Below are 12415 nucleotides of genomic sequence, written 5' to 3' on the forward strand. Positions count from 1 at the left end.
TCACGATCCTGTCGCGTATGTTGCACAACAAGCCTATCGTCAGTCCGTCCTTCAGCTATGAGACCCTCGAGGAGACCCTCGACATCAAGCCCAAGGGCGCGCAATTGCACATCGGTATCCCCAAGGAGATCGCTTTCCAGGAGAACCGCATCGCGCTTACGCCCGATGCCGTGGGCGTGCTGGTCTCTAACGGCCACAGCGTCACCATCGAGCACAACGCCGGCGAGGCCGCGCATTTCGCCGACCGCGACTACAGCGAGGCCGGCGCGCGCATCGTATACGAGCGCGAGGAGGTCTATAAGTGCCCGATCCTGGTCAAGAGCGCCCCCGTCATCGACGAGGAGATCCACCTGCTGCAGGTGAACCAGATGATCATCTCTCCGCTCCACCTCAGCATGCTGAAAGCGGAGCTGCTGCAGAAAATGATGGAGAAGCGGATCACCGCCATCTCTTTCGAGAACCTCAAGGACGACTCCGACTCTTATCCCATCGTACGCTCCATGAGCGAGATCGCGGGCTCCGCGGTGATGCTCATCGCCGCGCACCACCTCTCCTCGGCCAACCAGGGCAAGGGCGTGCTGCTCGGCGGCGTATCAGGCATTGCTCCTACCAAGGTCATCATCCTCGGCGCCGGCATCGTGGGCGAATACGCCGCCCGTGCGGCCCTCGCGCTCGGTGCTTCGGTAAAGGTGTTCGACAACTCGGTATACCGCCTCAAGCGCCTGCAGAACAATATCGGCCAGCGCCTCTGGACCTCCGTGATGGAGCCCCGGATGCTCGCCAAGCAGCTCAAGACCTGCGAGGTAGCTGTGGGAGCGCTTTCCTCAGAGACCGGGCGCACGCCCGTTGTGGTCACGGAAGAGATGGTGAGCAATATGCGCCCGGGCGCCGTCATCATCGACGTCAGCATCGACCGCGGCGGCTGCTTCGAGACCTCGGAGATCACCACGCACGAATGCCCTACGTACGTGAAGTACGGCGTCATCCATTATTGTGTGCCGAATATCCCGTCGGGCTTTGCGCGCACGGCGTCGCAGGCCATCTCCAACGTGCTGATGCCCCTGCTGCTCGAGGCGGGCGAAGACGGCGGCTTCGAGCGGATGGTGTGGCACCAGATCCACCTGCGGAGCGGCATCTACCTGTTCAAAGGCGCACTCACGAATTTTTACCTGAGCGAGCGCTTCCACCTCAAATACACCGACCTGAATCTGCTGATTGCCAGCCAACGCTGACCACCCCACCCCCGGCCCCTCCCCAGGAGGGAGGGGAGCGACCACACGCGAAGATGAGAGGCCCCCCTCGTAGCAAGAAAGGGTAGCCTTGCATCGAAGTTGCGTACGGACGCATCCTGATGCGTCCCCACCGCGGCTTGAAGGGATTGCGGGCCGGCGCGGGATTTAACAAAACGCCCGCTGCGCAACGGATCTTTCTATGCTGTAACTTTCATCCCGGAAGCGGATAGCACCCAACTGCAAACTGAAAACTAAAAACTATAAACTCTAACCATGAGCCTCTTTAAGTCCGGCAACCCTGCCCTCAACGAAGAAACTTTTGACGAAAACTCTTTTAGCCAGGACCTGGAGTCGCTCCAGGTGGCCCGAATGACCGTGCGCGGCGCGGCTGGCAAGTTCGGCGCCATGATGCTGATGCTGATGGCTGCGGCCACCTTTTCCTGGGTGCGCATCGCCGAAAGCGACAGTGCCCGTACCTGGATCATTGGCTCCGCCATCGGCGGCTTTGTGCTGGCGCTGATCATCATGTTCAAAAAAGAGTGGGCCCAGTACCTCGCGCTTGGCTACGCGATGCTTGAAGGCTTCTTCCTCGGCGCCGTATCAGCCCTCCTGAATGCGGCCTATGCCGAGCGCTTTCCCGGTCTCGCCTCGCAGGCGGTGCTGCTCACGGCCGGCGTCGCCCTCGCCATGTTCGGCCTTTACTATTTCCGGGTGCTCCGGGCCACCCCGCTGCTGACCCGCGTCATTGTGGGCGCCACCCTGGGCATCGCCGTGTTTTACCTGTTCCGCCTCGGCTTTGGCCTGTTTGGCGTGGTGCTGCCCTTCGGCATGGCCGACTCGTCGCCGCTCAGCATCGGCATTTCCCTCTTTATCGTGGGCATCGCTGCCTTCCGCCTCATCCTCGATTTCGACAACATCGAGCAGGGTGCGGCCGTCGGCGCCCCGAAATACTACGAGTGGTATACGGCCTTCGGCCTCACGCTCACCATCGTATGGCTTTACCTCGAGATCCTGAAGCTCCTCGTCAAGATCGCCGGCGGACGCCGCTGATCGCGATCAACCCCATAAGAAAAGCCCCCGACAGTACTGTTGGGGGCTTTTTCGTGAATCGTGAATCGTCAATCCTGAATGGATGACCTGGATTTAAGATCGGTACAATGTAAGTCGGAGAACGTAATGGCTTCTTTTAAATGGAACTCACGCGTTATCGGAAATATGCCCAAGCCTGTCCAGCGCATTATTAGGAAACCGAGGAACGGGGGCTATTGTCTCTGTCCTTACGACCGGGCGGCAAGGGAAAAAGGCTATAGGAGTGAATGTCCCACAGAGTCACCCCTCTCTCCCGGAGAGGGGCCGGGGGTGAGGTCAATGGAGGAAGAACGTAAGGATCCCCACCAGGATGAGCACGATGCCGGAAATGCGCTTCTCGTTGTGCTCGATGAAGTGGGCCGAGAGCAGCTTCACGCCGCGGTGGCCGAGGTGTACGAGGAGCATGATACCCGAGATGCTCACGATGGCATAGATGACGCCGAGCAGGGCCACGAAGCGCATCCCGAACGGACCCGCTTTCAGGAAGAGGCTCTCCACCTCCAGGCAGGGCGAGAGGAACATCATGATGATGAAGATCAGGATCCAGCGGCCGCGGCTCCGCTTGTAGCCGGCTACGTCCTGTTGCGAAGAGTGATGGTGGTGCGGCAGGTTCACCGTGTAGTAGATGAGCCCGAAAACGATGAGCAGTACCGAGGCCGCCACGTTGATGACGTGCCCGTGGTCCTCGCGCAGCTCCTTGCCGATGAGCCCCAGTATAAGGCCCAGGCCAACCGTGCCCAGTACGTGGGCCAGCGCAGCAATAAAGGTGATCGTCGTGACCTCGCCCGACTTCCATTGCTCCGAGCGCGCCACCGCCACCAGCGGCAGCCAGTGATTCGGGATCAGCGCATGAACAAAGGCCAGGAGTACGGTGCCGGCTACGACGGTGAACATGAAGCGGTTCTGGGGTTCTGTGATCAGTTGGATTGCAGCAAAGTTGCAATATAGGAGATTTGTCCCAATCGTACACTTTTTCAGGGCCAAATTCACGGAAGGCAGTGGCCGGCGTCAAAACCCTTCAAAACCTTCTAAAACCATCCAAAACCTCTAAAACCTATCTAAGGAGGAGCTCGCAAGGCTTGAGGCCCGTATGCTTCTTGAACGCGGTGGAGAAGTGGGAGATCGAGGAGTAGCCGAGCAGCACCGACACTTCCGTTACCGAAAGCCCCTTATCATACAAGAGGTATTTGGCATGCTCCATGCGCTGGCCCTGGTAAAATTCGAAGATGGTGGTGCCGAACAGCTCCTTGAAGCCTTTTTTGAGGTAGCACTCGTTGATGGCCACCTTGCGGCTCAGCTCCTTGATGGTAATGGGTTCGCCGATATGCTCCAGCAGCACGTCGCGCGCGCGTAGGATCTTTTCACGGTCGTCGGTGTTGGCCAGGAAGCGGCATTCGAACACCTCGGGCTCCTTCTCGCCCTGCAGCAGGCAGCTCAGCGAGTTGAGCAGGAGGAGCTGCACCTGCGCGTTCACGAAGATATTGGCCAGCGAATCGGTATAGGTGTGGTTGAGTAGCTGCTCGAGGGTCGCACGCGTCTTGTTGCACAAGGGAAGCGTGCGGCTGAAGGAGCGCGTGTGGCGGAAGGAGAGCACCGACTCGGTGATGTGCGTACTGTCGGCCTTGCCGCGCGTAAACTGCGCCAGGAAGGAAGGCGTGAAGGAGAACTGCAGCATGTCGAGGCTCTCGGTCTTTTCCGGACAGGGGCCGCCGGGGTGGATGTGGCAGTTGCTGCAGTCGGATCCGTTGCGGGCGCAATAGGTGTTGCCGGTGAGGCAGAAGTGCAGCTGCAGGTGGCCTTCGCCGGGGTTGCCTTCGGCATAGTGATAGTGGAGCGTGCCCGAATCCTCGCGCGCCCAGCCCGGGGGCTTCAGGTAGCGGCGGATGCTGTAGCGCACCGAGCCGGGTACCTGCTGCACGGTCTCATGGATGAGGGGCTCCGCAGGGGCAAGCTGCGGAGCATCGGCAAAAGGCATCGGGGCGGTGACGGTCATCGGGGCAAAGGTACGCCGGGCGCAGCCCCCCGCTTGTCAACGAAGTGTAAAGTATTGGCGCCGTTGCCTGGTTGCGGTCGTTCTGCTAGTCGTGAGCGGGTGAGCAAGTGAGCAGGTGAGCGTCTGACGGCTTATTAGTTTCCTTCTGAATTAGTATGGTTCGCTCCTGACTGGGTCTTACCTAACCCATTCTCCTTTGCGCACGGCTCACCCGCTCACCCGCTCACCGCTCCCGGCTCCCGGGCCGATTTCGGGACGACTTCCCCCGGTGGTCCCTTTTTTCATACTTTCGCGCCATGCTTTCCGAGAATAAAGCTCCTGAATATCAGCATACATTGGCCAGCGAGGTCACGATCAGCGGGGTGGGCATCCATTCCGGCGAAACGGTGACCATGCACCTGAAGCCCGCCGACGCCCACACGGGCATCGTGTTTCAGCGGGTGGACCTGCCGGGCAAGCCCTCCGTGAAGGCCGACGTCGACAACGTGATCGAGACCACCCGAAGCACCACCATCGGTGCCGGCGAGGCCCGCGTGTCCACGATCGAGCACCTCATGGCGGCCCTCTTCGCCAACGGCATCGACAACGTCTGCATCGAGATCGACGGCGCCGAAGTGCCCATCCTCGACGGCTCCTCCGCACCCTTCGTGGAGGCGCTGGTACGCACCGGCCGCCAGCAGCAGGGCTCCGTAAAAACATACTATACGCTCCAGCACAACATTGTGTTCGTGGACGATGAGAAAAAAGTGGAGATGGTGGCCATGCCCTACAACGGCTACCGCCTCAACACCCTCATCGACTTCAACTCGGTGGTGCTCGGCACACAGCACGCGTCGCTGAAGGATATCTCCGAATTCAACGACCAGATCGCTTCCTGCCGCACCTTCTGCTTCTTCCACGAGCTCGAGTACCTCTTCGACAACAACCTGATCAAAGGGGGCAACAAGGAGAACGCGATCGTGGTGGTGGAGAACCCGGTGACCGAGGCGCAGACGAAGAAGCTCGCCAAATATTTTACCGGCATCGATATCCCGAGCGGCCGCGGCTACCTCAATAACGAGACGCTGCGCTTCAACAACGAGCCGGCGCGCCACAAACTCCTCGACGTGGTGGGCGACCTTGCCCTCGTGGGCATGCCCTTCAGGGCACACATCATCGCCAACAAACCCGGGCACGCCACCAACGTGGCCTTCGCCAAGAAGATCAAGGAGCACCTGAAGAAGAACAAGATCAAGGGCGATATTCCGGTGTACGACATCGAGAAGCCGCCGCTCTTCGACACGGTGGCCATCGAGAAGATCCTGCCGCACCGCTACCCGATGCTGATGGTGGACAAGATCATCGAGCTGACCGACAAGCACGTGGTGGGCATCAAGAATGTGACGTACAACGAGCCCTTCTTCCAGGGGCACTTCCCGGGCAACTACGTGATGCCGGGCGTGCTGATGGTGGAGGCGCTGGCCCAGTGCGGTGGCATCCTGGCGATCCCGAAAGACAATCCCGAAGACAAGTACGACACCTATTTCATCAAGATCGACAACTGCAAGTTCAAGCAGAAAGTGGTTCCGGGCGATACGCTCATTCTCAAGATGGAGCTTTCCAACCCGATCCGCCGTGGCCTTTGTGAAATGAAAGGAACTATTTTTGTCAACAACAAGATCGCCGTGGAAGCGGACCTGGTGGCCCAAATCGTAAAAAGACCGAAGAACAATGATTAGTCCTTTAGCGCAGATACATCCCAACGCGAAGATCGGCAACAACGTCACCATCGATCCGTTCACCGTCGTTTACGATGATGTGGAGATCGGCGACGGCACCCACATCATGCCCAACGTCACGGTCTTCAGCGGCTCCCGTATCGGCAAGGACTGCACTATTTTCCCCGGCGCCGTCATCGGCGCCATTCCCCAGGACCTCAAGTTCGTAGGCGAGGCCACCACCGCCGAGATCGGCGACCGCACCACCATCCGCGAATGCGTGACCATTCACCGCGGCACCAAGGACAAGTGGACGACGCGCGTCGGCGCCGACTGCCTGCTCATGGCCTATGTGCACGTGGCGCACGACTGCATCGTGGGCAACAACGTGATCCTCGCCAACGCCGTGCAGCTCGCCGGCCACGTACTGATCGACGACTATGCGCGCATCGGCGGCCACTGCGGCGTGCACCAGTTCATTCATATCGGCGCGCATACCTATGTAGGCGCGCAGCTCCTTATCCGCAAAGACATTCCGCCCTTCGTAAAGGCGGCCCGCGACCCGCTTTCCTTCGTGGGCGTCAACTCCGTGGGCCTCGGCCGCGCGGGCTACAGCAAGGAATCCATCGACGAGATCTCCGCCATCTACCACGTGCTCTTCGTGGAGAAGCATCCCGTGTCGAAGTCGATCGAGTTGATCAAGACCAACTTCCCCGCCACCGAAACCCGCGACAACATCCTCTCCTTCATCGAAAGCTCCAAGGCCGGCATCATCAAGCGCAATGCAAAGGGCGGCGATGAGGATTGAGCTTTCGGGCACCGGCCGGCGCTTCAACCAGGATTGGATCTTCCGCCGCGCCGATCTTTCGTTTACTTCCGGCGAAGCATACGCCCTTACCGGGCCCAATGGCTCCGGCAAATCCACCCTCCTCCAGGTCATCGGCGGACTGATGCAGCCCAGCGAGGGCAAGGTGACCTATCACCAGGATGACAAGACCGTCGCTCCCGAATCCATCTTTCAGCACGTAGCCCTGGCCGCGCCTTACCTCGAGGTCATCGAGGAGTTTACCGCCACCGAGTTTCTGGAATTCCACCGGCGCTTCAAGCCGTTGCGCGCGGGCAGGAGCGTGCAAGAGATCGTCGACCGCATTGGCCTCGCCGGGGCCGCGCACAAACAGATCCGCCAGTACTCTTCCGGCATGAAGCAGCGCGTAAAGCTGGCGCAGGCCTTCTACTCCGATACGCCCGTATTATTACTGGACGAGCCCACCTCCAACCTCGATGCCACCGGGATACAGTTATACAAAGACCTAGTAGCTGAAGAGGGCGCGGGCCGCCTCCTCATCGTTTGCTCCAACGATCCTGTTGAGTACGAGTTCTGCAACACGGTGCTCTCCGTGATGGACTATAAGCCGGCTACTACCCGGCGCTGAGATTTCATGCAAAGGCGCAAAGTGCGCGAAGCACGCAAACGTCAGTGCGGGCTTCCGTCAGGTCATTGCGAGCGAAGCGAAGCAATCTCCACAACCTACGGAGTGTTCCTGCTGCTGCGGCTTGGAGGCACTCCGCGTGACGGAGGAGATTGCTTCGCTTCCCTCGCAACGACAGAAAGGCTCCGCCATTGGCGGAGCCTTTCTGTAAAAAAAGGGTGCACCGAAGTATAAACCGTAAACCATTTGCGCTCTTTGCGCGCTCGGCGCCAAAGGCTTCGGCCGGCGACGCGTGAAAGGAGCCTGCCTGCGGGCTACAGAATCTCCTTCAGGCTTTCTTCCGCTGCGCTGATCGTTGCATCCAGGTCCGCCTGCGTGAGGGCATTCGACAGGAACCAGGTCTCGAAGGCGGAGGGCGGCAGGTACACGCCGCGGTCGAGCATGGCGTGGAAGAATTTATTGAATAGTGCATTGTTGGCGGAGGCCGCCGATGCGAAGTCCGTAACCGGGTGATCCGAGAAGTGCACGGAGATCATGGAGCCGAGCTGGTTGATCACGAAGGGCGTTCTCGATGCTTCGAGCACACGCTGCAGGCCCGCTTTGAGGTACTCCGTTTTCTGCTCCAGCTCCGTATAAATACCGGGATTGCTCCTCAGCTCCTGCAGCAGCGTATAGCCGGCGATCATGGCGAGCGGGTTGCCGCTGAGGGTACCCGCCTGGTACACGGCGCCGAGCGGCGCGATCTGCTGCATGATCTCCAGGCGGCCACCGAAGGCGCCCACGGGCATGCCGGCGCCGATCACTTTACCATACGTTACGAGATCGGCGTCAACGCCCAATCGCTCCTGCGCGCCGCCGGGCGCCAGGCGGAAGCCCGTCATCACCTCGTCGAAGATGAGCACGATGCCCTCTTCCGTACAAATACGGCGCAATTCCGTGTAGAAGCCTTCAGCAGGCAGGATGCAGCCCATGTTGCCCGCAACAGGCTCGGTTATGATGGCCGCGATTTCCCCCTTGTTTTCGGTAACAAGGCGCTTCACCGCTTCTATGTCGTTATAGGCGCAGGTCAGCGTATCGTTCGAGACACCGCCCGTAACGCCCGGCACGGTCTGAATATTGAACGTGGCCACACCCGAACCGGCCTTTACGAGGAAGGGGTCGGCATGGCCGTGGTAGCAGCCTTCGAACTTGATGAACTTGTTACGTCCCGTATAACCACGGGCAAGGCGCAGGGCGCTCATGCAGGCTTCGGTGCCCGAGCTCACCATGCGCACGAGGTCCACGTTGGGTACCATGCTTTTCACGAGCTCCGCCATCTCCACCTCGAGTTCGGTAGGGGCACCAAACGAAGTGGAGTCGACGGCCTTTTTCTGGATGGCCTCCACCACCGGCCCGTAAGCATGCCCGAGGATCATCGGCCCCCAGGAGTTGATATAATCGATATAGCGGTTGCCGTCGGCATCATAGAGGTAGGCACCTTCGGCACGCTTCAGGAAGATGGGATTGCCACCCACGCTCTTAAAGGCCCGCACGGGGGAGTTAACGCCGCCGGGGATGGAATTTTTCGCGCGTTCGAAAAGTCTTTCGCTATTCTGGATGTTCATAAGTCAAAAGTCAAAAGTCAAAAATTCAATTCGAGGCCTCCGCTCTTTTTCGAGATGTGCTTTAGGCAGGTTCACAAGTCGTAGGTCAGTTTGAGCATTAAGCTTTTTGACTTTTGACTTTTGAATTTTGCCTTACCCGATCAGGCGGGCGGCATCCTTAGCAAAGTACGTCGCAATAAGATCTCCGCCGGCGCGCTTGATGGAGGTGAGGGTTTCGAGGATGGCCTTTTCCTCGTTGATCCAGCCCATTTTGGCCGCGGCCTTGATCATGGCGTATTCGCCGGAGATGTTGTAGACGCTCACCGGCACCTGTACGGCGTTTTTCACGTCGCGCACGATGTCGAGGTAGGGGAGACCGGGCTTCACCATGATGATGTCGGCGCCTTCTTCCTCGTCCATGAGGGCTTCCTTCACGGCCTCGGTGCGGTTGGCGGGGTCCATCTGGTAGGTTTTCTTGTCGCCGAAGCCGGGCGCGCTGTCGAGCGCGTCGCGGAAGGGACCGTAGAAACACGAGGCGTACTTGGCGCTGTAGGCCATGATGCCGGTGCGGGTGTAGCCGTTGTGCTCGAGGCCTTCGCGGATGGCGCCGATGCGGCCGTCCATCATGTCGGAGGGGGCTACCATATCGGCGCCGGCCTGCGCGTGCGAGATGCTCATCTGCACGAGGGCTTCCACCGTGGAATCATTCACGATCTCGCCGTCTTCCACGATCCCGTCGTGTCCATAGGAAGAATACGGATCAAGTGCGATATCGGTCATCACGTACATACCCGGAACGGCCCCCTTGATGGCGCGGATCGAGCGCTGCATGAGGCCTTCAGGGTTCCAGGCCTCAAGGCCGGTATTGTCTTTCAATTCATCCTTGCACTTGATGAAGAGCAGCACGCTCCGGATGCCGAGGCTCCACAGCTCCTCCACTTCTTTTACGGTGCCGTCGATGGACCGGCGGTAGTAGTTGGGCATCGAAGCAATCTCGGTCTCTACACCCTCGCCCTCGTCGATGAACAGGGGGGCGATGAAGTCGGAGGGACTCAGCTTCGTTTCGGCCACCATGGCGCGGATGGCCGGCGTGGCGCGGAGGATACGGTTGCGGCGCTGCAGATACATAGAGATTTCAGATTTCGGATTTCAGATTTGTGATTTGTTCCTGGTTGGTTGGTACCAACGGATCGGAGAGCAAGCCGCTGCAAAGTTACTGTTTCGCCATACCCCGTGGAGACTGTGAATGACTCCGTGCTGTTAAGATAAATCTGAAATCAAAAATCTGAAATCTGAAATCCTCTAGCAGCTGTTCGCGCGGCGGGCCCATTCTTCGCGGTCGGTATCGGAGACTTCGCCAAGCCAGTCGCGGGGATGGAGGCAGGCCTGGAGCAGGTTGTCTTCCGGAGAGCCCGGCGCCGGCTGGTGGTTGTATTCGAAGCGCACCGTGGGCGGCAGGCTCATCAGGATGCTTTCGATACGCCCGTTGGTCTTGAGCCCGAAGATGGTGCCGCGGTCGTGCACGAGGTTGAACTCGGTGTAGCGGCCCCGGCGGATCTCCTGCCAGTGCTTTTGCTCCGGGGTGAAGGCGTCGTGCTTACGCTTCTCCACGATCGGCACATAGGCCGGCAGGAAGGCATCGCCGCAGGCCGCGCCAAAGCGCATCCAGAAGTCGAGATCCTGCCGTTCATTCGGGCGTTGGTGATCGTAGAAGATACCGCCGATGCCGCGGCGCTCGCCATTGCGGTGGGTATTCACGAAGTAGTCGTCGCACACTTTCTTAAACGCAGGGTAGAATGAAGGGTCGAAGCCATCGCACACGTTTTTATACGTACTGTGGAAATGACGGGCATCTTCATCGAACAGGTAATACGGCGTCAGGTCGGTGCCGCCGCCGAACCAGCGGTCTACTACTTCGTTGCCGTTGTACAGCTCGAACATCCGGTAGTTGCAGTGCACCGTAGGCACCATGGGGCTGAGGGGATGCAGCACAAGCGAAAGGCCGCAGGCGAACCAGCGCTCGCCGTCGATCTTCAGCTGCTGGCGCATGATGTCGGACACCTCGCCGAACACCACGGAGGTATTGACGCCGCCCTTTTCGAAGACGCCGCCGTTGGCGATGACGCGCGTGCGTCCGCCGCCGCCTTCCGGCCGTTCCCAGCGGTCTTCAAAGAAGGTCTCCTTGCCGTCGGCGGCCTCGAGCCCTGCGCAGATGCGATCCTGCAGGCCGTGGATATAGTCGATCCAGCGGTCGCGGGTAGGAGAGGGAGGAAGAGTATGCAGGTCGTTCATATCTGTTCTGTCGTTGAGACGCGCCATGGCGCGTCCTTACTCCGGTATAAAGTATAGGCAGTTCTTAGCGGGAACCGTATTCCTTCACCGTATCCACGAAGGCTTTAGCATGATCCACCGGCACATTGGGGGTGATGCCGTGGCCCAGGTTGGCGATGTAGCGCTGCGTGCCGAAGCCGTCGATCATCTCCTTCACCCACTGCTTGATTTGCGGGATCGGGGCGAGCAGCTTCGACGGGTCGAAGTTGCCCTGGATGGTAATGCGGTCGCCAGCCAGCTCCCGTGCTTTTTGGGGCGACACGGTCCAGTCGATGCCGATGCCGGAGGCGCCGGAGCGGCTCAGGTCTTCGATCGCATACCAGGTGCCCTTCGGGAAAAGGATCACGGGCGCATCGTCCTTCACGGCGTTGGAGATCTGCAGCAGGTAGGGCTGCGCATAGGTCTTGAAGTCCTCGGGGCTCAGCGCGCCGGCCCAGGAGTCGAACACCTGCACGGTGTCGGCGCCGGCTTTCACCTGCGCTTTCAGGTAGTCGATCGTGATGTCGGTGATCTTCTGCAGCAGCGCATGCGCCAGCTGCGGCTGGGTATACGCAAACTGCTTCGCCTTGTCCCAGGTCTTGGAGCCCTTGCCTTCCACCATGTAGCAGAGGATGGTCCAGGGAGCGCCGGCAAAGCCGATGAGCGGCGTGCGGCCGTTCAGCTCCTGCTTCGTCAGCGTCAGCGCGTCGAGCACGTATTTGAGGCTGTCTTCGGCGCCTTCGGTTACAAGGGCGTCGATGTCGGCCTGCGTTTGAATGGTCTTCGGCAGCGAGGGGCCTTTGCCTTCCTCCATCAGTACTTCTACGCCCATGGCCTGCGGGATCACGAGGATGTCGGAGAAAATGATCGCAGCGTCCACGCCCACCTGGTCGATGGGCTGCAGGGTGATCTCGGTGGCGAGCTCGGGTGTCTGCACGCGCGTGAAGAAGTCGTATTTCGCTTTCAGCTTCAGGTAGTCGGGCAGGTAGCGGCCGGCCTGGCGCATCATCCACACCGGCGGGCGCTCTACTTGTTCGCCGCGGAGGGCACGGAGCAGGAGGTCGTTTTTCAGTTCGCTCAT

At 59.8% G+C, this 12415-nt stretch carries 11 protein-coding genes; 5 read left to right on the forward strand and 6 right to left on the reverse strand.

The window, feature by feature from the left end:
• Positions 1-17 precede the first annotated feature (17 nt).
• Together ABD937_RS01085 and ABD937_RS01090 are read left to right on the forward strand one after the other, a co-directional pair.
• Entirely contained in the window at positions 18-1232 is a 1215-nt protein-coding gene (locus ABD937_RS01085; protein WP_345252735.1) for an alanine dehydrogenase, read from the forward strand.
• A 273-nt stretch (positions 1233-1505) separates the two neighbouring features.
• Positions 1506-2282: a Bax inhibitor-1/YccA family protein gene (locus tag ABD937_RS01090; RefSeq protein ID WP_345252736.1), complete on the forward strand. Its 777-nt coding sequence runs from the start codon at positions 1506-1508 to the stop codon at positions 2280-2282.
• Between the two features lie 315 nt (positions 2283-2597).
• Here ABD937_RS01090 and ABD937_RS01095 read toward each other — a convergent pair whose 3' ends face one another.
• Both ABD937_RS01095 and ABD937_RS01100 read right to left on the reverse strand, forming a co-directional pair.
• Positions 2598-3215, reverse strand: a complete 618-nt coding sequence (locus ABD937_RS01095) for a hypothetical protein (RefSeq protein WP_345252737.1) — start codon at positions 3213-3215, stop codon at positions 2598-2600.
• A gap of 160 nt (positions 3216-3375) precedes the next feature.
• Positions 3376-4314, reverse strand: a complete 939-nt coding sequence (locus tag ABD937_RS01100; protein ID WP_345252738.1) for a helix-turn-helix domain-containing protein — start codon at positions 4312-4314, stop codon at positions 3376-3378.
• A gap of 296 nt (positions 4315-4610) precedes the next feature.
• Here ABD937_RS01100 and ABD937_RS01105 point away from each other — a divergent pair, with 296 nt between their 5' ends.
• The 3 genes from ABD937_RS01105 to ABD937_RS01115 are packed head-to-tail and all read left to right on the forward strand — an operon-like array spanning position 4611 to position 7444.
• The gene (locus ABD937_RS01105) at positions 4611-6032 is read left to right on the forward strand and encodes a bifunctional UDP-3-O-[3-hydroxymyristoyl] N-acetylglucosamine deacetylase/3-hydroxyacyl-ACP dehydratase (RefSeq protein ID WP_345252739.1); all 1422 of its coding nucleotides are present in this window, start codon (positions 4611-4613) and stop codon (positions 6030-6032) included.
• Positions 6025-6819 (forward strand): acyl-ACP--UDP-N-acetylglucosamine O-acyltransferase, encoded by a 795-nt coding sequence (gene lpxA / locus ABD937_RS01110; protein ID WP_345252740.1) that lies wholly within the window; start codon positions 6025-6027, stop codon positions 6817-6819. The genes ABD937_RS01105 and lpxA overlap by 8 nt, the downstream gene beginning before the upstream one ends.
• Positions 6809-7444 (forward strand): ABC transporter ATP-binding protein, encoded by a 636-nt coding sequence (locus ABD937_RS01115; protein WP_345252741.1) that lies wholly within the window; start codon positions 6809-6811, stop codon positions 7442-7444. The genes lpxA and ABD937_RS01115 overlap by 11 nt, the downstream gene beginning before the upstream one ends.
• 311 nt (positions 7445-7755) lie before the next feature.
• Here ABD937_RS01115 and hemL read toward each other — a convergent pair whose 3' ends face one another.
• The 4 genes from hemL to hemE form a co-directional block, all read right to left on the reverse strand.
• On the reverse strand, positions 7756-9045 hold the full coding sequence (gene hemL / locus ABD937_RS01120) for a glutamate-1-semialdehyde 2,1-aminomutase (protein WP_345252742.1): 1290 nt from the start codon (positions 9043-9045) through the stop codon (positions 7756-7758).
• A 132-nt stretch (positions 9046-9177) separates the two neighbouring features.
• A complete protein-coding gene (hemB, locus tag ABD937_RS01125) occupies positions 9178-10152 on the reverse strand; it encodes a porphobilinogen synthase (RefSeq protein ID WP_345252743.1) in 975 nt (324 codons plus the stop codon).
• Between the two features lie 174 nt (positions 10153-10326).
• Positions 10327-11316 carry an oxygen-dependent coproporphyrinogen oxidase gene (gene hemF / locus ABD937_RS01130; RefSeq protein ID WP_345252744.1) on the reverse strand — a complete coding sequence of 330 codons (990 nt, stop codon included), beginning with the start codon at positions 11314-11316 and terminating at the stop codon, positions 10327-10329.
• Between the two features lie 64 nt (positions 11317-11380).
• Positions 11381-12415 carry a uroporphyrinogen decarboxylase gene (gene hemE / locus ABD937_RS01135; protein WP_345252745.1) on the reverse strand — a complete coding sequence of 345 codons (1035 nt, stop codon included), beginning with the start codon at positions 12413-12415 and terminating at the stop codon, positions 11381-11383.

Source organism: Flaviaestuariibacter amylovorans (assembly GCF_039541815.1).
GTDB lineage: Bacteria > Bacteroidota > Bacteroidia > Chitinophagales > Chitinophagaceae > Flavisolibacter > Flavisolibacter amylovorans.

What these genes read in the sequence shown, in the direction of transcription:
- ABD937_RS01105 (WP_345252739.1), top strand. Translation starts at nt 4,611, where the DNA reads ATGCTTTCCGAGAATAAAGCTCCTGAATATCAGCATACATTGGCCAGC.
- ABD937_RS01095 (WP_345252737.1), bottom strand. Translation starts at nt 3,215, where the DNA reads ATGTTCACCGTCGTAGCCGGCACCGTACTCCTGGCCTTTGTTCATGCG.
- ABD937_RS01100 (WP_345252738.1), bottom strand. Translation starts at nt 4,314, where the DNA reads ATGACCGTCACCGCCCCGATGCCTTTTGCCGATGCTCCGCAGCTTGCC.
- ABD937_RS01085 (WP_345252735.1), top strand. Translation starts at nt 18, where the DNA reads ATGTTGCACAACAAGCCTATCGTCAGTCCGTCCTTCAGCTATGAGACC.
- ABD937_RS01090 (WP_345252736.1), top strand. Translation starts at nt 1,506, where the DNA reads ATGAGCCTCTTTAAGTCCGGCAACCCTGCCCTCAACGAAGAAACTTTT.
- hemL (WP_345252742.1), bottom strand. Translation starts at nt 9,045, where the DNA reads ATGAACATCCAGAATAGCGAAAGACTTTTCGAACGCGCGAAAAATTCC.
- hemF (WP_345252744.1), bottom strand. Translation starts at nt 11,316, where the DNA reads ATGAACGACCTGCATACTCTTCCTCCCTCTCCTACCCGCGACCGCTGG.
- hemB (WP_345252743.1), bottom strand. Translation starts at nt 10,152, where the DNA reads ATGTATCTGCAGCGCCGCAACCGTATCCTCCGCGCCACGCCGGCCATC.
- ABD937_RS01115 (WP_345252741.1), top strand. Translation starts at nt 6,809, where the DNA reads ATGAGGATTGAGCTTTCGGGCACCGGCCGGCGCTTCAACCAGGATTGG.
- lpxA (WP_345252740.1), top strand. Translation starts at nt 6,025, where the DNA reads ATGATTAGTCCTTTAGCGCAGATACATCCCAACGCGAAGATCGGCAAC.
- hemE (WP_345252745.1), bottom strand. Translation starts at nt 12,415, where the DNA reads ATGAGCGAACTGAAAAACGACCTCCTGCTCCGTGCCCTCCGCGGCGAA.